The sequence below is a fragment of the Neobacillus sp. D3-1R genome, assembly GCF_052180215.1.
Taxonomy (GTDB): domain Bacteria; phylum Bacillota; class Bacilli; order Bacillales; family Cytobacillaceae; genus Pseudoneobacillus.
The window spans coordinates 1158013-1176968 of record NZ_CP197471.1; the positions used below are offsets into that span (position 1 = coordinate 1158013).

Here is an 18956-nt window from a genome sequence, read left to right on the forward strand (position 1 = left end):
TTCTCTACGATAGAAAGCTTTATGCATTAAATAAAATGCCTTGGTCAAAACCGTCATGGTCATAGGTATTTGTTGAACTTTGATAGTTTTGAATATATACGCCTTCCCCTGTATTAAAGGAACCAGCCCCTGCATAGGTTTTTGCATTGGCAATAGGCATAATCTTATAAACATCCCCGATATTAAAAACGGAACTTGTTCCTATTGCAATAACTTGCACAACTCCGACAATCGCTGGCATTTTCGTACACCCTTTTTCTGAATTTACCCTCCCACCTCTAACATAAAAGATTATGTTTTCACTACAAGGCAAAAGAGGTGTAATGATTTCTTAATTATCCTATGTATTCTAGATGGGATTGTGATTAAAATGCCTATTTTTCTTGTTTGTTTTAATATTACTGGTGAATAATGTTAAAATTTCTATAGGAAATAATGTGAAGAGAGGTTATCAATGAAAATCCAAGATTTTGAAAGAATTAAGTCAATAGATGCGATTAGAGGGTTTGCGATTTTGGGGATTTTTCTAACGAATATGCTTGATTTCCATTCTCCAATGCTCTATATAAATCCTTATGAATGGTGGCCTTCGAAGTCACAACATATTTTGTATAGTTTAATTGATTTTTTTGTTCAAGCAAGTTTTTATCCAATCTTTGCTTGTCTTTTCGGTTTTAGTTTGGTGGTGATAAGAGAAAGAGCCATGGTGAAAGGATTATCCTTCATCAGTATTGCCGTAAGGAGATTATTACTATTACTTGTTATAGGATGTATACATGCTTATTTTATTTGGCATGGTGATATATTAATGAATTATGCTGTATTTGGATTTGGTGCTCTCCTATTTCTTCATTTAAGTGGAAAAAGATTAATATATATTGGAATTCTTTCTTATATGATTCCGAATATTTTATTTAGCTTATTATTACTTGTGGTCAGTCTCTTTTCTCCAGTTGAAAACTTTTTCAATAAAGAAGAAGCACTTCGTTTGGTTGATGTTTATCAAAATGGTTCTTTTTTTGCCATAACAAAACAAAGATTCCATGATTGGTATTTAGTAAATGGTTTAGACAATATCCTTATATTATTTTTTTCCATTTTTCCTTTTATCCTAATAGGAGCAGGTATTGCTAAGTTAAATTTGATACGAAATAACATCATTAATCAGAAAAAGTTGACACAACTATTGCTGATTTTTGGAAGCGTTGGTTGCGTTCTTAAACTTCTGCCGTTTGTTTTTAGAAATTTATTTACGGAATACATACAGGATATTTTTGGAGGGCCCTTATTGGGTTTTACCTACGCTATTCTTATCATTTTATTGATGGATAAGTTTTTGCCCTTAAAAATTTTTCAGTCAGTTGGGAAAATGGCAATTAGTCATTATTTGTTCCAATCTTTAGTAGCTACCTTGCTTTTTTATAGCTATGGTTTTGGTTTTTATAACAAAATTTCTATCGGAACAGGGACACTAATCGCTGTGACTATTTATTTGATTCAAGCACTGATAAGTACAGTTTGGTTGCGTAGCCATCACTATGGACCTGTTGAATGGATTTGGAGAGCATTTTCCTATTGTAAAAAACCAACTTGGAGAAAAGGTAGATCATCTTCCTAGACAATCGACAATATTTTTAAAATGTCAAAGGAGTAAATTCCTATTATATCGGTGTAATTGTATAAAATGTAAAGGAATATTCATAAAAATAAGTAGAATGGCATATAAAGAATCTAAGTGACTTTAAAAATAGATAAATAGCCCTAGTTAATTTTCAGAAAAAAATGATATTTTTGACGGATTTTAGATATATTTGAAAAATACTATCATAAAAACAAGAGATCAGTCGAAAAAATAAAACACTGAATCTCGATAAAGGCAAAACTGATGAAAATCAGTGACGCAAAGCTATAGGGGCTAAGGTGCAAAAGTACTATGCCAGCCAGCTACCGAAAGATCAGGGTGAATCATATGTTCTATGACCCCCCTTTCGGTTAAAGGTGGGGTTATTTTGTTGCAAAAATGGAGGTGAAAGAATGAAAGTCATGAACCTATCAAACGGTACGGAACTAGCAAACCAGTTAACAAAAGCACATTCTTTTTTTACTAGATTAAGAGGGCTAATGTTTTCAAAAAGTTTGCCTGAAGGTCATGGCTTGCATATTCAACCCTGCCGATCCATACACACCTTTTTTATGAACTATCCTATTGATGTTCTTTATCTAAATAAAGACTTAGAAATTGTTGGTGTAGATGAAAAACTGCAGCCTTCAAAAATAGGACAGGTATATAAAAATGGTCATTCTGTTTTAGAACTTCCATCAGGGACCATACAGAAGTCAGGAACGAAAGTAGGACACAAAATACAAATTATTGGATAAGGGGTTTGATGAAAAATGATGAACAAATTAAAAGGCTTAGTAGTAGAAGAACAAGGTCAAGGGATGACAGAGTACGGTTTAGTATTAGGAATTATCGCAGTAGCGGTTGTTGGAGCATTAGCTTTACTACGTGAGCAAATCGTAACAATGTTTGATAACGTGGTATCAGCAGTAACTGGAGCTGAAACTGGCGATAGCACTACGACTACTCCTTAATGTGAAGTAAGTAATGAAGGCTCTTAAAGGTTTCTTTATAGAAGAAAAGGCCCAAGGACTTTCTGAATACGGTATTGTTATAGGAGTTATTGCAGTGGCAGTTCTAGGATTAATAGCAGGATTATCCGAGAACGTTGTAACAATGCTTACGAATACTTTAGAGATATTAACAAGTTCCGAGGGCTAGTAGTAATATGAAAGGCGGAATGGCTAAGCTGTAGAGGGAAAAGAACTTATATATTCTATAATATTATTATCAATCTACATTCCAAACTGCCAGAGTCTATTATGATACTAGTCATCGAGGTGTAAAAAAGAAGCCTTACGTTCTTTAGTAACGTGGGGCTTTTTTTGTAAAAAATTACCCTTTCGAAAAGAGGGAGATGCATGTGGAGTAATGTCATTTTAATTTTATTATTGTTGATCTGTGTGGTAACAGATTTAAAAGAGAGAAAGATTTATAATGTCGTCTTGTTTCCTGTATTATGCATTGCATGGATTTTAAATGTTGTCTTAGGTGGATGGGACGGATTAGTTGTAACATTTTTAGGGACAATGGTTGGATTAGCTATTTTAATTATCCCCTATTTCATGGGTGGTATGGGAGCAGGAGACGTCAAATTATTAGCCGTTATCGGAGCATTAAAAGGGACCAGCTTCGTCTTGATGACAGCATTGTATATGGGACTTGCAGGTGGTTTAATTGCTATTTTTATCTTTCTTTTCCGTAAAGGGGTGAAGGCACGGATTAAACATACCATTTTTTATCTTTCATGCTTAAAGCAGGGTGTTAAGATTCCGTTTTCTCTTGATAAAGAAGCCTTATCAACTACTTATCCTTATGGGGTAGCTATAGCAGCAGGAGCCATTTGTGAAATATGGGCATCAGCTGGAGGAATGGCCATATGAGAAATAACGAAAGTGGCCAATCAATGGTAGAAACAGCATTATTATTGCCAGTCCTTTTGCTTTTATTGGTTGGAATCCTGGATTTTGGAAGATTCTTATATTCCTATTCTCATTTGAATATGGCAGCACAGGAAACGGTTAGAGTTGGAGGTTTAGGGGGCAGCGATTCGGAAATAATCGAGTTTGCGCACAATTATGTTCATTTAGGAGACGCTGCTAATTTAGATGTCAATATCACTCCAAAAGAATTAGACCGGCATTCCGGTGATTATATGACCGTTGATTTAAAGTATCCCTTTCAACTATATACCCCATTCTTATCGCATTTGTTTCCTTCTTTGTTATGGATCGAAACAGATTCGACGATAAGGGTTGAGTAAGGGGTGGGACATTGAAAAAAATAATACTTAATCTATTTAAGCGGGAACAGGGAAATGCTATTGTTTTCGCGGCCATTGCCTTTATGGGGTTATTGGGGATGGCTGGATTAGCGATAGATGGCGGTTTAGTTTATATGACAAAAAGTCATCTCCAAAAGGTAGCCAATAGTGCTGTATTGTCAGGTGCACAAGAGTTAACCAATCAAGAAGATAAAGTAGAAACCATCGTAATGGATATACTTAAATCACATAAAGAAGAATCTTCATTAGAAAAAGTAGAAATTGAGATGGAAAAGCGAGTGGCTGTTGACCTGAATAAACCAGTCCAATTATCTTTTGCTCGATTATTTGGGTTTGAAAAAATGGATGTGCAAGTTCATGCTGCAGCTGAGTTGCGAACAATGGGACGAGCAGTGGGAGCTGCCCCATTAGGAATTGATGACCGAATTCCTCTAGAGTATTTAAAGCCTTATCAATTAAAGGTAGATTCATCTGGGGTAGAGTATGGTAATTTTGGCGTTTTGGCGTTAGGTAGTACTGGAGCAAAACCATTCGAAGAAAATCTACGTAATGGTTATCAAGAGGAATTACAAACAGGGATGGTCCTTGAAACACAGACAGGAAATATTGCAGGTAAAACAAGAGAAGTGATACAAGAGCGAGTGAATGGCTGTACGGAAATGCCCCGTGATGTAAACGACCGTGATTGTTCAAGGGTCATTTTAGTTCCCGTTTACAAACCAAATAAAATTGATCAAAACCAATTAAAAAGTGTTGAAATTACTGGATTTGCCTATTTCTATATAACAGACCCAATGGATTCAAAGGATACATCTATCAGAGGGATGTTTATTAAAAGAGCAGGAACTGGTTTTGAAGAAGAAGGCAGTTTATTTAAAGGAGCTTATAGCATCCGATTAACAGAGTAGGTGAGCATAAATGCGATCGAAAATCGTTTTAATCGTGGCTCTTGTTATGGGAGTCATCACAACCGTTTTATTTTTTAATTATATGAAGCAATTTGATGCAGCTACTGTTTCTACTACTAATACAGTTAAAGTAGTGGTTGCGAAAGAGCAAATTGAAAAGAATGAAAGAATTTCGGCAAGTAAACTAGAACTTGTTTCAATGCCAGAAAAAAGTGTTCATCCAGAGGCTTTAAAAAGTATAGATGCAGCGGAAGGGAAGATTGCCACTTCTGTCATTGTAAAGGGAGAGGCGATTTTATCACATCGATTGGTAACGGAAAAGGAAGAAAAACTTTTTGTATCGAGAAAAATTAGAGAAGGTTATCGGGCAGTTTCCGTGGGAGTGAATTTTAATCAATCCGTTTCAAACTTAATAGAACCAGAAGATGATGTAGATGTCGTTTTTTCAAAAGCAAAGAAGGAAAGCGCTACTGAAACATCGGTAGATTCCGTTGTTCTTTTAGAAAAAGCAAGAGTGTTGGCAGTAGGAAGAAAATTAGTAGATTCGGAAGAAACAGAAGAGCCTTATGTAGAATATAGCTCGGTAACTCTTGAATTAAAGCAGAATGATGCAGTAAAGCTTATTAATTCTGCTGAACAGGGCAGCATTCATTTTATATTGCATCAAAGACCTATTGAGAAAGAAAAGGAAGTTAAGGCTTCAAATTAGTGCAAACCAAATGGAAGGTGAATAATCATGACAAGCCAAGATGAATTGCAAACAGGTAAGAATAACATACGTCCGAATCGTGGTGAGATGATTGTAGTCTGTAGCGCAAAAGGCGGGATTGGCAGAACCATATTAACAGTTAACATTGCTGCTGCACTTTACAAAAAGAATATCTCTGTAGGGGTAGTGGATGGGGACTTCCAATTTGGAGATGTCAGTTTAGCTATGGACCTTCAATCAACTTTTACGATGAAAGAAGTAATTGAAGGAATTGAAACGCTGGATGAATACAGCTTACCTGGTTATCTTTGCCGTCATGAAAGTGGAGTAAAGGTATTGCCTGCCCCTGAACGACCAGAATATGCTGATTTAATGTCAAAGGAAAAGGTCAATAAAGTAATGGAACATATGCTTCAAATCTTTGATTATACGCTGGTTGACACTGGGGTAGGCTTTAACGAACATACATTAAACTTTGTGGAAAAAGCAGATCAAATTTTAGTTGTGACAAATTTGGAAATGGCCACGTTAAAAAATACAAAACTAATGTTAGAAACCTTTGAAATATTAGGTTTAAAAGAGAAAATACGTATTGTGATAAACCGAGCAACAATGGAAAGCGTCATACAGGCAACAGATGCTGCACAAATTTTAGGAGATGAAAATCCATTTTATATACCAAATGATTTTCAAGTTTGTTCTCAGTCTTTAAATATTGGGATACCATTTGTGATGAATCAAGGGAAAACGGAAGTTGCAAAGTCCGTGTTTAAAATGGCTGAACAAATTACCTCTCGAAGAGAAATTGGTTTATTGAAAGCGAATAAGCCTTCATTTTTATCAAAACTAATTTCTCGCAAGCAGAAAAAGGTAGGGATCCATGAATGAGTTTATTAGATCGTATCCAAGAGAAAACACAACAATCTGTCGTTAATTCAGAGATAGAATCATCCATTATTGATAATCCTCCTGCTCCAAAGGTTGATATACGAAATGTGTTTCGGGATAACCGTAAACGGGATCATCGCAAAGAAAACACCATAGTGAAAAAGGTAGATAAACATCAAGAATTAAAAAATCTCCTCCATAAAAAGATTCTAAGTGAGCTGAAGGATGAAGATGTGGAAGGAATTATTCCTCAATTAGAGAGTATGGCAATTGAGATTATTAAAGAGGATGAAACATTTCGTGGGCAAATTGATCGTAAGAAAGTGATTGATGAATTAACCAATGACCTTACTGGATTTGGGCCCATTAATCCATTGTTAATGGATGAAGAGGTTTCCGAAGTAATGGTAAACGGGCCGAATCAAGTCTATTGTGAACGGAATGGGCGCCTTGAATTAACTTCGATTCAGTTTCGGGATGATGAGCACGTGATGGCTGTGATTGAAAAAATAGTGGCACCAATTGGTAGGCGAATCGACGAGAGTTCACCGATGGTAGATGCCCGCTTGCCTGATGGATCGCGTGTAAATGCCATTATACCGCCATTAGCATTAAAGGGGCCAACGATCACCATACGTAAATTTTCAAAAGATCCTTTTCAAATTTCTGACTTAATCAATTTTGGAACCTTAACAGAAGAGATGGCGATTTTTTTGGAGGCATGTGTGAAGGCCAGACTTAACATATTTGTAAGTGGTGGGACTGGTTCTGGGAAAACGACAACCCTAAATGTGTTATCCAATTTTATTCCTGAAGATGAACGTATTGTCACGATAGAAGATGCAGCGGAGCTTCAATTAGGACAAGAACATATTGTTTCATTAGAATCCCGTCCACCTAATATTGAAGGGAAAGGTGCCATTACGATTCGTGATTTAGTACGAAACTCATTAAGGATGCGCCCTGATAGAGTTGTTATCGGCGAGGTTCGTGGTGCTGAGGCATTAGATATGCTTCAAGCGATGAATACCGGACATGATGGTTCATTAGCAACCGGTCACTCAAATAGTGCACGTGATATGATTGCCAGGCTAGAAACCATGGTTTTATTAGCTGGGGTGGAACTACCAGTGAAAGCCATACGGGAACAAATAGCTGGAGCAATTGACTTAATTATTCAACAATCCCGCTTAAAGGATGGTACAAGAAAAATCATCAGTATAACTGAGGTACAAGGGATGGAAGGCGATGTAATCGTCTTACAAGATATCTTTACCTATAACCAAGAAGGAGTAAATGAAGAAGGGAAAATTATCGGGAAGCTGGTTCCAACAGGGGTTAGACCCAAATTTTATGAACGTCTTGAAAACTCAGGAATTCATATTCCGGCAAGTGTATTTATTGATGAAGCGGAGTGGTGAAAATGATTTACCTAATCTTACTTTTCTTTCTGTTCACCTCCTTTTTTTTCTTCATCTATTTATTAAGGCTCTTATTTTTTTCAGATAAAAGGCTTGAAAAGCGGATGAAGCGATATTTAGCTCATTCAGAGCAAAAATTAAATCCTAAACACTTTAATTTATTTCTTCAATATCAATTAGCCAAGCAGCGCATTCGTAAAAATGTCTTATCTAAGGAGAAGAACAATAAACTAGAATCCATGCTATCTAGGTCAGGTCTACCAATTAAACCTGAAGAATATGTTCTTTTTCAATGGATCAGTACCGCCTTGCTGGGAGGCTTAATGGTCTTACTTACAGGTAATTGGTTATTACTTCCTATAGGCTTATTAATGGGGTTTCAAATTCCCAGATGGTATTTAAAGAAAAAGCAAAAAGAGAGAATGGCAAGGTTTAATGATGGTTTGCCAGATATGATCTCAACCATAGTAGGCTCTTTAAGAGCGGGATTTAGCTTTCCACAAGCTTTAAAAACGGTTATTGAAGAAGCGGATTCTCCGATAAAAGAGGAAATGGAAACCGTAATAAAGGAGATGCAATATGGAAGCAGTCTTGAGGATTCACTAAATGAACTAAAAGAGAGAATGCCTAGTGAAGATTTGGATTTAATGATTCAAGCGATACTTATTCAAAGGCAGGTTGGTGGAAATCTTGCAACGGTTTTGGATAAAATCGTTGAAACAATTCGTGACCGGACAAAAATTCAAAGACAAATTAAAACTTTAACCGCTCAAGGAAGATTATCCGGTATTGTGATCGGACTTTTGCCTATTATTTTAGCCTTTGTTATTTATTTAATAGAACCTCAATATATTGGGACATTGTTTACCCATCCAATTGGTATCGCCTTAACTATTGCAGGAGGGATATCTGGTGTTATAGGTTTTGTGTTAATTAAAAAAATTACCACTATTGAGGTGTAAATGAATATGCTATTTTTAGCTTTCTTTTTTTGTATTACTCTCTTGGTCTATGGGATTTTCCTTGTTAGATTGGAAAAAAAGGATAAACTTCAAAAAAGGATGGCCGTTTTTATTAAAGGTGAAAAGGAAACTGTAAATCAACCAATAGAAAAGGAAATAAAATCCTCTTTCTTTCATCGTTTTATGCGCCCATTTTGGTCAGATTTTAAAAGAAGTTTTAAAAAGAGAATGCCTGGAGAAAAAGAGGCAAAGCTCGAGAGAAAGCTTCAGTTAGCCGGAAATCCTTTTGGAATGACTCCGGTTGATTTTCGTTTAGTACAGACAGCTTTGTTTGTCATTCTTCCAGTATTATTTGGTGGCTATGCTTCGTTACTACGTGCAGGACTCGGCGGAATCATATTATTCTCTTTCATTGGGATTCTAATTGCTGTTTTTCTGCCAAACTTTTATCTAAAACAAAAGATGAAGCAAAAAAGTCACTCTGCTTTAAAGGAACTTCCTGATGTATTAGATTTGTTAACAGTTAGTTTAGAAGCTGGGTTAGGCTTCGATTCAGCCGTAAACAAAGTGGTTTCAAAAAAACATGGGGTACTTGCTGACGAATTCCATCGTTGTTTGGAAGAAATTCGACTAGGAAAAACAAGAAGAGAGGCATTATCGGGAATTCGGGATCGAGTCGAAGTAGATGAGGTGCGTTCTTTTATCAGTAGTATATTACAAGCAGAAAAATTGGGAATCGGAATGGTACAAGTATTGCGTGTACAATCTAGCGAGGTACGAGAGCAGCGCAAACAAAGGGCAGAGGAGGAAGCGATGAAAGCTCCAATAAAAATGCTTTTTCCCTTAGTTCTATTTATTTTTCCTAGTTTATTTATTGTATTGTTAGGTCCGGCTATCATTCAATTCGTCCAAACTTTCCAGAAGTAAAAAATATTAGTAGGAATACATGAAAGCGGTTGGGGGAGCCCACCGCTTTCATCCATTTTATTACATGTATTTTAATTTTATCTTTGTTAGGTTTGTATTATAGTAAAATTAATAAAAATGAAGAAGGGGTGGATGAAATGAAGTTAGTTACAGCAGTGGGTGAAGAAAGTCCATTTGTTGGAATGATAACAAATGATGAGCAGCATATTATTCCTTTAAAAAGAGTCGAAGAAAGTGTTTTTGGAAGCTCGATCATACCTGATAGTCTGCTTGAATGTATAAAGCTGGGTTCGGATTTTATTGATAGGATTCAAAATCAATCAAGTGTATTTCACTCTCGAACCGATCTGCATATCCCTATTAATCAAGTAAGAATGCTTGCCCCCATACATAAACCTGAAAAGAATATTATTTGTGTCGGTAAAAATTATGTAGAGCATGCTATAGAAATGGGTAGTGCAGAGGATATCCCGGAACATATGATGGTTTTTACGAAAGCACCAACTACTGTGGTAGGTCCAAGTCATGATGTACTTTCTCATTCAGATATAACAAATGAATTAGATTATGAAGGAGAGCTAGCAATCATTATTGGGAAGAAGGGAAAGGGGATATCAAGAGAAGAAGCGCTTGATTATGTTTTTGGTTATTCGATTATCAATGACATCACAGCTCGTGATTTACAATCGAAGCATAAACAATTCTTTATTGGAAAGAGTCTAGACACTTCTTGTCCAATGGGACCTTGGATTGTACATAAATCTGTGGTTGATAACCCAAACCACTTAAATATTCAAACAAAGGTAAACGGTGAATTAAGACAAGATTCAAATACAAAACATTTTATATTTGATATAGAAGAAATCATATCCGTTCTTTCAAAAGGGATGACTCTAGAACCAGGGGACATTATTGCTACTGGTACACCTGCTGGAGTTGGAAAAGGCTATAAGCCACCTAAGTTTTTAAAACATGGTGATGTTGTAACCATTGAAGTTGAAACGATTGGAATACTAGAAAATAAAATATACTAGTTATTTTGATAACATTGGTATATAAAACTTTTTTATCTTCCTTAAAGTGTGATAAGATACGGAGGAACAATACATAAGGAGGCACTTAAATGACGCACGCCCATATAACGTCTTGGTTTTTAGCTCTTATCCTCTTTTTCATTGCTATCTCCCTTCATAAGTCAGGGAAGGCAAAGGGCTTTAAAATCATGCAAATGGTTTTACGAGTAGTTTATTTATTGATTCTAGCAACTGGTTTAATTCTTTTATTTGGTTATGGTATGTTAAGTACCGATTTAAGTCTACAGTATATTTTAAAAGCAGCTATCGGAATTTGGATTATTGGTCTTTTTGAAATGATCCTTTCAAAGCTATCAAAGAACCAGCCAACTAAAGTACTATGGATCCAATTTATCATTGCCTTCCTATTAGCTCTTTATTTAGGGTTTAAACTTCCGCTAGGATTTTAAGAATTGGACATATAAATCAATAAAAATAGACATTTTTCAACAAAAGCTGTCAAAATGACAGCTTTTTTATTTTTTTTGATAGGATTAGAACGAAAATTGTGATATTTTTAATGTAAGAACTTCTAAAAAATGGTGATAAATGTGGCCAAATCCGTATCCTGTCTTTATCAAAATGACGAACAATTAATTGAATACATAGAAAAAAATGAACTTAGACACAGTTCGAACGTACTTGTTCAAGTATTTTCTGGTTCTCCTGAAAAGCAAAGAATATCGGAGGTTCAAAATAACCTTAAACGATATCTACCCAATGCTACTGTTATTGGGTGTACAACAGCAGGTGAAATCTTTGAAGGAGAAGTACATGACTTTCAAATTGTTCTCTCTTTTACCACTTTTGAACAAGTAGAATTGCAATCTGTTCTTCTTCATTTAGATTTATTTGAAGATAATAGTTATCTTATGGGGAAAAGTATCACGACCAGAATAACTTCGCCGGAGACAAAGGCAATTATCTTGTTCCCAACTAGTTTTGATGTAAACGTTCAAGAGCTATTGCAAGGCTTACACGAAGAGTGTCCAAATGTCGTTCTAGCTGGCGGGATAGCAGGAGATAATGGTGAATTTGAAGAAGCGTTTGTCTTTACTGGGGATGAAATGACATCTAAAGGGATTGTTGCTGTTTCATTACAAGGGAAAGATCTAGTTATTGAGAACTTTACTAATTTTGAATGGCAAGAAATTGGTCAAAGCTTTCAAGTGACAAAGTCAAAAGGCACGACCATCTTAGAAATAGATAATAAAAGACCTATCCATATCTTAAGAAAGTTTTTAGGTGATACCTTCATTGATGGGTTACCACAATCAGGCGTCGAGTTTCCGTTTATTCTTGAAGATAATGGGTCGAGAGTTTCTGTTTTTATTACAAAGCTACATAAAAATGGGGCTATTGATGTTAATCGTAAAGTCGTTGAAGGTAAAAAACTTACTTTTGCTTATGCCAATATGGGTGAAATTATAAATAACTCTTTAACCCAGTTGAAACGATTAGCGAAAAAAACACCCGAAACTATTTTTGTTTATAACTGTATGGCGCGTAAAAGGTTTATGAGCCATTTTACTGGTGAAGAAATGAAAATGTTAAACACAATTTCACCTATAAGCGGATTTTTTTCGTATGGTGAAATATTCTATAAAAAAGGTTTAACACCGCAAATCATTGGTCATTCATTAAGTTATTTAGCTATTTCAGAAACTGGTGTTTCAAAAGAGATGAATATCAATCATTTTGAATATACCTATCCAGTTCAATTGCAGACCATGATTACCTTAACGCATTTAATGCAAGAATCACAAAATGAAATTCGGAATTTAAATGATAATATCTTAACTTCTGAACAATATTACAGATCATTATTTGATAACAATACTGATTTTGTGTATTCAACGGATTTAAATGGTCGTTTTACAAGTGTTAATTTAGCTTTTGAGAATACCTTTGGATACAGTAGGGATGAAATTTTAGGAAAGCCTGCTTTAAGATATATTAATGAAGATGATATCTTGAGGGTCAAGAGTCACTTTACACGAACCTTAAAGGGGAAAGAGCAACATTATAACCTGGAAATTCCGTCAAAGGATGGGAATATACAGCTTTTTCAAATGAAGAATATACCAATTACTATTAATGACGAAGTGGTGGGTATTTACGGAATAGGTAGAAACATTACAGAACAAAAGAAAATAGAAGAGAGAATCTTCCAATTAGCCTATTTTGATCAGGATACAGGTCTGCCAAACCGCTTAAAATTAACAGAAATTCTAGAGGAAATGCTTTATAGAGCTAAAAAGAAAAAACGAATGCTAGCGGTTTTATCTTTGGATTTAGATAGATTTAAAATTATTAATGATAGTTTAGGTCATTATGCAGGAGATTCCATATTAAGAGATATTGTCGACCGACTTAAATCTTCTTTACCGAGTGGCAGCTATCTAGGCAGATTTGGCGGAGACAAATTTACATTAATTCTAACTAAAGAAATTCAAATGGAATCCGTTATGAAAATGGTTGAGACCGTCCAAGCAGAAATTTCAAAACCTATTTTTTATTTAAATCAAGAATTCTTTATTTCTGCTAGCATTGGAGTCAGCTTATTTCCCAATGATGGGCTTGATGAGCATGCTTTATTAAAAAATGCAGATATCGCCATGAATCGTTCGAAAAATCAAGGTGGAAATAGATTTACTTTCTTTTCGACAGAAATGAATGAACAGGCTATGAACCGACTAGAATTGGAAAGTTATTTACGAAAAGCTCTTGTGAAAAATGAATTTTTCCTTTGTTATCAACCTTTAGTAGATTTAGATTCTGGTAGATTATATGGTAGCGAGGCTTTAATTAGATGGAATCATCCTAAGCTGGGATTAGTCTCACCAGCTGATTTTATACCTTTGGCAGAAGAAACAGGGTTAATTCAGGAAATTGGCAGCTGGGTACTTTATACTGCATGTAAGCAAAATAAAAAGTGGCAAGAAAAAGGCTTGAAGGACTTATCTGTATCTGTCAATGTTTCAGCAGAACAATTTCAAAAACCGGACTTTTTATATGATGTAAAAAATGCTTTAGCTGAATCAGGACTAGAACCGAAATGTCTAACATTAGAGCTTACTGAAAGTATCATGTTAAGAAATATTGAAAATAGTATCAATACCATGAAGGCTTTACAAGAAATAGGTGTAAAGGTTTCAATTGATGATTTTGGTACTGGCTATTCCTCTTTAAGTTATCTGCGGAATTTGCCGATTAATAAGCTGAAGATAGACCGTTCATTTATCCATAACCTTCGCAATGAATCATCTGATATTGCGATTGTGAAAGCGATTATTACGATGGGATATGGTTTAGATATTGAAGTAGTTGCTGAAGGAGTAGAAACAAAAGAGCAGATTCAATTATTAAAAGATATGAAATGTCATTATGCACAAGGTTTTTACATCCATAAACCGCTGCGTGTTGAACAGTTTGAACAAGGTTTTTACAATCAAAAATAATTAGAAAACCCGAAGTTCTAGAAGAACTTCGGGTTTTTAACTTTTGGGACTTAGAAAATTGTCCAGATCCAAGGCGCTTGCCCTTTTCTCATGAAATTAGTTTCTCTATCACTACTCTTTTTCCGCTGTTTAAAGTGAATTCAAAGCGGTCACTCGTTTTTTCTAAGTAGCAAAAATGATGTTGTACATTACAGATTTGTTCTTGATTGTCAAAGACCATAAAATTAACTCCATTTTTTCCTCTCTCATTTTCTAAAAAACTTAGATGATTATAACAGTAAATGCAATCATATATCGAAAAATGAAGTGAATTTAGTGTAGTAACGAATTGAAAAAAAGCATCGTCATTTATATCTTCTAGGATCTTTTCTAATGAATAAACCAAATGTTTTCGAATTCGAATAAGATCTTGGTCTTCTAAGAAAAGAGTCTCATTAGGTAAACACACTTTTCCTTCTTCAAATAATATCCCTTTTCTCCAGCGATTTAATCGAAATAATTCAATCTCTTGATGAAGGTATTCTTCAAGTAAGGAGGCTTCTTCTGTTTCGCTATCGAAGAATACCCATTGATTATTAATATACTCAATGGAACCTTCCGTAAAGGCTCTAATTTGATATTCTAAAAGTTTACTGCGTTGTGTTTGACTCATCTGTTAACCTCCGTGATTGTAGCTTTCACCTTCCTTTGTAGACAGAATCCATGAATTTTAAACGATATCCCTCCGAAATTAGGACAATTAACTAATTTAAATAAAGTGCATATGATAGAACATTCACAAGGTGGGCCTAAAAGTGGAAAGGAAGGATGATAATATGTGTGGTATTACCGGTTGGGTAGATTTCAAAAAAAATATAGGTTTAGAGACAGATTCACTTCATAAAATGACAGAGACGTTAGCGAAGCGGGGACCAGATGATACCAATATTTGGACTGCTACTCATGTAGGATTCGGGCATAAACGGTTAGTTGTGGTGGACCCTATAGGCGGAAGACAGCCGATGAAAAAGGAGAAAAATGGTAATGAATATACGATTTGCTACAACGGTGAATTATATAATACAGAGGATATTCGAAAAGAACTCCTATATAAAGGATATTCCTTTAAAGGTCATTCTGACACAGAAGTTCTATTAACTGCCTATATAGAATGGGCTGAGAATTGTGTTGATCATTTAAATGGCATATATGCGTTTGCGGTATGGGATGAAAGGAAAGAACAACTATTTATTGGAAGAGATCGACTAGGAGTCAAACCACTTTTTTATAAAGAATTGAACAGTGGAATCCTATTTGGTTCTGAATTAAAAACGATTCTTGCACATCCTGAGGTAAAAGCTGAGGTTGATCGTGATGGTTTGGCAGAAATATTCGGTCTTGGACCATCTCGTACGCCAGGTCACGGAGTCTTTAAAAATATAAACGAACTACGTCCTGGTCATACATTAACTTTTAATAAAGATGGGTTGAAAATCTGGAAATATTGGAGTGTGAATAGTGAAGAGCATAAGGACAGCTTTTCAGAAACTGTTGAAAAAGTACGTTTTTTAGTAAATGATGCAGTAACAAGACAACTAGTTTCAGATGTACCTTTATGCACTTTTTTATCTGGTGGAGTGGATTCAAGTGCAATCACTGCAATAGCTGCAAAAGCCTTCAAGAAGGAAGGAAAGGGTCAGCTTCATACGTATTCTATTGATTACGAAGGAAATAATGACTATTTTAAATCAAATGAATTCCAACCTGATTCAGATTCAAAATATATACAATTGATGTCAGATACTTTTACCACCAAACACCATAATGCTATTATCACTCAAGAACAATTAGTCGAATATTTAATCGAAGCGGTTCATGTTCGGGATTTACCAGGCATGGCCGATATAGATTCATCCCTTTTGTGGTTTTGTCGTGAAATCAAAAAAGATTTTGTGGTAAGTTTATCGGGTGAATGTGCGGATGAAATTTTTGGTGGATATCCATGGTTCCATCGTGAAGATGATTTTAATAGGGAAGGTTTTCCATGGATGAGATCAACAGCTGCAAGACAAATGCTCTTAAGAGAAGATTGGCATAAAAAATTAAAAATAAATGATTATGTGATGCAAAGGTATATGGAATCTGTGGCTGAAACACCAAGATTAGAAGGTGAAAGTCCATTAGAACAGAAGAGGAGAGAACTTTTCTATTTAAATCAGCAATGGTTTATGACAACATTATTAGAACGTAAAGATCGAATGAGTATGGGAGCAAGTCTAGAAGTTCGAGTCCCTTTTGCAGATCATCGCCTTGTGGAATATGTTTGGAATATTCCTTGGGAGTATAAAATGCATGGTAATCAAGAAAAAGGAATTCTTCGTAAAGCTCTGGAAGGTATATTACCGAATGAAGTTTTATATCGGAAGAAAAGCCCTTATCCTAAAACACATAATCCTAAATACACAGAAGCTGTCACTTCGTGGTTAAAGGAAATACTTCAGGATAAAAATTCAGCATTATATGAGTTTTTGAATAAAGAACAATTAAATGAATTAGTAGAAACCGGTGGAAACTCTTATAAAGAGCCCTGGTTTGGTCAATTGATGTCAGGTCCACAGCTATTAGCTCACTTGGCGCAAATTCATGTCTGGTTTAACGATTATCAAATTCAAGTGGTGGACTAATAAAATCGTTTATCAACAAACGAAAAGCCTCTTTCCTTTCAGGAAAGAGGCTTTTCGTAAATATCTAACTTAAAATTCAAGAATGGTGAAACCAAATCCATCTAATGTTACGGTTAAGTCATTTGCTTCTGCTGCAAACTCCTCATTATTCCAAACGTTAAGAATTTTTTTGCCTTTAAGATTAAAAGGTAAAACATATTCAGTAACTTGGTCTGTTGAATTAACAACCACAATAAATGTTTTAGAACCATTTGATTTCGTGTAAGCAATACATTTGTCGTGATAGTCTGAAGGGATAAAGGTAAGTTCACCTTCATTCGCAAGCAGTGGATTGTCTTTTCGTAATTTTATTAGTTTATGGACATGGTTAAATAGGTCCCGATTTTGCTTAGAAACATCCCATTCCATACACTTTCTGCATCCAGGATCTTGCTCACCAGTTAACCCAATTTCATCACCATAGTAAATACATGGTGTGCCGATAAAAGTTAGCATGATGGAATAAATGAGTTTTACTTTACGTAGATCATCTTTACATTCCGTTAGAATTCTTGGTGTATCATGGCTGCCAACTAGATTAAAAGCAACTTCATTTACATTTTTAGGATACATATGAAGAACCGTGTTCATATTTTCTACAAATTCTTTTGGCGTAATCGTTTCTTTTGCAAAAAGGTTAAGAATATTCGTGGTAAAAGGATAGTTCATGACAGCGTCAAATTGATCGCCTCTTAACCATGGCATAGAGTCATGCCATATTTCTCCTAGAATATATAAATCAGGTTTGATTTTCTTTACTTCTTGACGGAATTCACGCCAGAAGGCATGGTCCACTTCATTTGCTACATCAAGACGCCAGCCATCGATATCGAATTCTCTGACCCAATATCGACCAACTTCTAATAAATACTCTTTTACTTCAGGGTTTTCAGTGTTTAACTTAGGCATAAAAGGAGTGAAAGCAAAGGTATCATAATTGGGTCTTGGTTCTGTTACAAGCGGAAATTCCTTAACATGAAACCAATCTTTATAGCGTGAGTTTTCACCGTTCTCTAATACATCTTGGAATTGTGGGAAATAGAATCCACTATGATTAAATACCGCATCAAGCATAATCTTTATGCCTTTTTCATGACACACTTTTACCATTCGTTTAAATGTTTCATTATCACCGAATTGCGGGTCAATTTCCAAATAATCAATCGTGTCATATTTATGATTCGAATGAGCTTTAAAGATAGGAGTAAAGTATATTCCTGTTATTCCAAGTTCAGACAAATAATCAATGTTTTTGATAACTCCTTCTAAGTCCCCGCCAAAGAAATTGGTTGGTGTTGGTTCTGCACTTCCCCATGGTAAGGTGCCTGGAGGATTCCATTTTTCATCTCCATTTGCAAACCTTTCAGGAAAGATTTGATACCATACAGTATCTTTAATTTCCTTTGGAGCTCTAAACACGTCAATATTATTTAAATACGGGAAACAAAAGTAATAGCCAGTATCCTTAGGTGCTTCTTCAAAAAAACCTTTTTCAGTATATATAAGAGATTCTTTACTGTCTGAAAGGTGAAAACCATATCGTTCGCGATTGTATTCTGGTTGAATAGCCGCAAACCAATAATCAAACATTTGGTCACTACCACTTATGATCATAGGAACATTTTTCGTTACCCATCCATTTTCTGTATGTTCATAAGGATCACCGTAAATAAGAACAGCAGAGGTAATGTCTCCTTTTTTGGTACGCAAACGGATATGTAGAGTATTTTCGTCATAAGCGTAAGCAAAATTATCTTTTGGTCTGTGGTAAATGGATTCTTTAAACAAAGTTGGTCACTCTCCTAAAAATGTCGATATGATGAACATGCCACAAAACAGCTAAAAAATATTAAAAAACTATATAGAACATTATTTGTCTATCTGTTATGATTATAACATCAGTGAAATCGTTTGCACAGTGAAAAAAATATGAATTGACATCTATCCATTCTCGGTTTAGACTTAACTTATTCACAAAGAAACCGTTTGCATAAATAGTT

General features: G+C 35.2%; 19 protein-coding genes and 1 riboswitch. Of the genes, 16 read left to right on the top strand and 3 right to left on the bottom strand.

Annotated features, from left to right (window positions below; translation table 11 throughout):
* Nucleotides 1-19: 19 nt before the first annotated feature.
* Complete coding sequence (locus tag ACSBPO_RS05820; RefSeq protein ID WP_442599123.1) at nt 20-241, bottom strand: spore germination protein; 222 nt, start codon at nt 239-241, stop codon at nt 20-22.
* A 213-nt stretch (nt 242-454) separates the two neighbouring features.
* Between ACSBPO_RS05820 and ACSBPO_RS05825 the strand changes: the two genes are divergently transcribed.
* The 15 genes from ACSBPO_RS05825 (at nt 455) to ACSBPO_RS05895 (ending at nt 14254) form a co-directional block, all read left to right on the top strand.
* A complete protein-coding gene (locus ACSBPO_RS05825) occupies nt 455-1618 on the top strand; it encodes a DUF418 domain-containing protein (RefSeq protein ID WP_442599124.1) in 1164 nt (387 codons plus the stop codon).
* A gap of 247 nt (nt 1619-1865) precedes the next feature.
* Nucleotides 1866-1952: riboswitch (cyclic di-GMP riboswitch) on the top strand.
* Nucleotides 1953-2034: 82 nt separating this feature from the next.
* Nucleotides 2035-2379, top strand: a complete 345-nt coding sequence (locus ACSBPO_RS05830; RefSeq protein WP_442599125.1) for a DUF192 domain-containing protein — start codon at nt 2035-2037, stop codon at nt 2377-2379.
* A gap of 15 nt (nt 2380-2394) precedes the next feature.
* A complete protein-coding gene (locus ACSBPO_RS05835) occupies nt 2395-2595 on the top strand; it encodes a Flp family type IVb pilin (RefSeq protein WP_442599126.1) in 201 nt (66 codons plus the stop codon).
* 13 nt (nt 2596-2608) lie between these two features.
* Nucleotides 2609-2782, top strand: a complete 174-nt coding sequence (locus tag ACSBPO_RS05840) for a Flp family type IVb pilin (protein WP_442599127.1) — start codon at nt 2609-2611, stop codon at nt 2780-2782.
* A gap of 200 nt (nt 2783-2982) precedes the next feature.
* Nucleotides 2983-3504 (top strand): A24 family peptidase, encoded by a 522-nt coding sequence (locus tag ACSBPO_RS05845; protein ID WP_442599128.1) that lies wholly within the window; start codon nt 2983-2985, stop codon nt 3502-3504.
* Complete coding sequence (locus ACSBPO_RS05850; protein ID WP_442599129.1) at nt 3501-3884, top strand: TadE/TadG family type IV pilus assembly protein; 384 nt, start codon at nt 3501-3503, stop codon at nt 3882-3884. Before ACSBPO_RS05845 ends, ACSBPO_RS05850 begins: the two co-directional genes overlap by 4 nt.
* Before the next feature lie 11 nt (nt 3885-3895).
* Complete coding sequence (locus ACSBPO_RS05855; protein ID WP_442599130.1) at nt 3896-4813, top strand: TadE/TadG family type IV pilus assembly protein; 918 nt, start codon at nt 3896-3898, stop codon at nt 4811-4813.
* 10 nt (nt 4814-4823) lie between these two features.
* Nucleotides 4824-5522: a Flp pilus assembly protein CpaB gene (gene cpaB / locus ACSBPO_RS05860; RefSeq protein ID WP_442599131.1), complete on the top strand. Its 699-nt coding sequence runs from the start codon at nt 4824-4826 to the stop codon at nt 5520-5522.
* Between the two features lie 27 nt (nt 5523-5549).
* The gene (locus ACSBPO_RS05865) at nt 5550-6410 is read left to right on the top strand and encodes an AAA family ATPase (protein ID WP_442599132.1); all 861 of its coding nucleotides are present in this window, start codon (nt 5550-5552) and stop codon (nt 6408-6410) included.
* Nucleotides 6407-7831: a CpaF family protein gene (locus tag ACSBPO_RS05870; RefSeq protein WP_442599133.1), complete on the top strand. Its 1425-nt coding sequence runs from the start codon at nt 6407-6409 to the stop codon at nt 7829-7831. The genes ACSBPO_RS05865 and ACSBPO_RS05870 overlap by 4 nt, the downstream gene beginning before the upstream one ends.
* Before the next feature lie 2 nt (nt 7832-7833).
* Nucleotides 7834-8793 (top strand): type II secretion system F family protein, encoded by a 960-nt coding sequence (locus ACSBPO_RS05875; RefSeq protein WP_442599134.1) that lies wholly within the window; start codon nt 7834-7836, stop codon nt 8791-8793.
* 6 nt (nt 8794-8799) lie between these two features.
* Nucleotides 8800-9720 carry a type II secretion system F family protein gene (locus ACSBPO_RS05880; protein WP_442599135.1) on the top strand — a complete coding sequence of 307 codons (921 nt, stop codon included), beginning with the start codon at nt 8800-8802 and terminating at the stop codon, nt 9718-9720.
* 137 nt (nt 9721-9857) lie between these two features.
* Nucleotides 9858-10754, top strand: coding sequence for a fumarylacetoacetate hydrolase family protein (locus ACSBPO_RS05885; RefSeq protein ID WP_442599136.1), 897 nt, complete (start codon nt 9858-9860; stop codon nt 10752-10754).
* An 89-nt stretch (nt 10755-10843) separates the two neighbouring features.
* Nucleotides 10844-11203 (top strand): YisL family protein, encoded by a 360-nt coding sequence (locus ACSBPO_RS05890; RefSeq protein ID WP_442599137.1) that lies wholly within the window; start codon nt 10844-10846, stop codon nt 11201-11203.
* A gap of 141 nt (nt 11204-11344) precedes the next feature.
* Nucleotides 11345-14254, top strand: a complete 2910-nt coding sequence (locus tag ACSBPO_RS05895) for a bifunctional diguanylate cyclase/phosphodiesterase (protein ID WP_442599138.1) — start codon at nt 11345-11347, stop codon at nt 14252-14254.
* An 88-nt stretch (nt 14255-14342) separates the two neighbouring features.
* On the opposite strand, the gene ACSBPO_RS05900 is transcribed toward ACSBPO_RS05895, so the two are convergent.
* The gene (locus tag ACSBPO_RS05900; protein ID WP_442599139.1) at nt 14343-14906 is read right to left on the bottom strand and encodes a DUF2777 domain-containing protein; all 564 of its coding nucleotides are present in this window, start codon (nt 14904-14906) and stop codon (nt 14343-14345) included.
* A 163-nt stretch (nt 14907-15069) separates the two neighbouring features.
* On the opposite strand from ACSBPO_RS05900, the gene asnB reads away from it, so the two are divergent.
* The gene (gene asnB / locus ACSBPO_RS05905) at nt 15070-16917 is read left to right on the top strand and encodes an asparagine synthase (glutamine-hydrolyzing) (RefSeq protein WP_442600316.1); all 1848 of its coding nucleotides are present in this window, start codon (nt 15070-15072) and stop codon (nt 16915-16917) included.
* 69 nt (nt 16918-16986) lie between these two features.
* On the opposite strand, the gene ACSBPO_RS05910 is transcribed toward asnB, so the two are convergent.
* On the bottom strand, nt 16987-18744 hold the full coding sequence (locus ACSBPO_RS05910; RefSeq protein WP_442599140.1) for an alpha-glycosidase: 1758 nt from the start codon (nt 18742-18744) through the stop codon (nt 16987-16989).
* Nucleotides 18745-18956: the final 212 nt, after the last annotated feature.

Excerpts from the sequence above, each read along its gene's own strand:
- ACSBPO_RS05840 (WP_442599127.1), top strand. The coding sequence starts at position 2,609 with ATGAAGGCTCTTAAAGGTTTCTTTATAGAAGAAAAGGCCCAAGGACTT.
- cpaB (WP_442599131.1), top strand. The coding sequence starts at position 4,824 with ATGCGATCGAAAATCGTTTTAATCGTGGCTCTTGTTATGGGAGTCATC.
- ACSBPO_RS05880 (WP_442599135.1), top strand. The coding sequence starts at position 8,800 with ATGCTATTTTTAGCTTTCTTTTTTTGTATTACTCTCTTGGTCTATGGG.
- ACSBPO_RS05835 (WP_442599126.1), top strand. The coding sequence starts at position 2,395 with ATGATGAACAAATTAAAAGGCTTAGTAGTAGAAGAACAAGGTCAAGGG.
- ACSBPO_RS05820 (WP_442599123.1), bottom strand. The coding sequence starts at position 241 with ATGCCAGCGATTGTCGGAGTTGTGCAAGTTATTGCAATAGGAACAAGT.
- ACSBPO_RS05885 (WP_442599136.1), top strand. The coding sequence starts at position 9,858 with ATGAAGTTAGTTACAGCAGTGGGTGAAGAAAGTCCATTTGTTGGAATG.
- ACSBPO_RS05875 (WP_442599134.1), top strand. The coding sequence starts at position 7,834 with ATGATTTACCTAATCTTACTTTTCTTTCTGTTCACCTCCTTTTTTTTC.
- ACSBPO_RS05865 (WP_442599132.1), top strand. The coding sequence starts at position 5,550 with ATGACAAGCCAAGATGAATTGCAAACAGGTAAGAATAACATACGTCCG.
- ACSBPO_RS05825 (WP_442599124.1), top strand. The coding sequence starts at position 455 with ATGAAAATCCAAGATTTTGAAAGAATTAAGTCAATAGATGCGATTAGA.
- ACSBPO_RS05850 (WP_442599129.1), top strand. The coding sequence starts at position 3,501 with ATGAGAAATAACGAAAGTGGCCAATCAATGGTAGAAACAGCATTATTA.
- ACSBPO_RS05870 (WP_442599133.1), top strand. The coding sequence starts at position 6,407 with ATGAGTTTATTAGATCGTATCCAAGAGAAAACACAACAATCTGTCGTT.
- asnB (WP_442600316.1), top strand. The coding sequence starts at position 15,070 with ATGTGTGGTATTACCGGTTGGGTAGATTTCAAAAAAAATATAGGTTTA.
- ACSBPO_RS05890 (WP_442599137.1), top strand. The coding sequence starts at position 10,844 with ATGACGCACGCCCATATAACGTCTTGGTTTTTAGCTCTTATCCTCTTT.
- ACSBPO_RS05845 (WP_442599128.1), top strand. The coding sequence starts at position 2,983 with ATGTGGAGTAATGTCATTTTAATTTTATTATTGTTGATCTGTGTGGTA.
- ACSBPO_RS05830 (WP_442599125.1), top strand. The coding sequence starts at position 2,035 with ATGAAAGTCATGAACCTATCAAACGGTACGGAACTAGCAAACCAGTTA.
- ACSBPO_RS05900 (WP_442599139.1), bottom strand. The coding sequence starts at position 14,906 with ATGAGTCAAACACAACGCAGTAAACTTTTAGAATATCAAATTAGAGCC.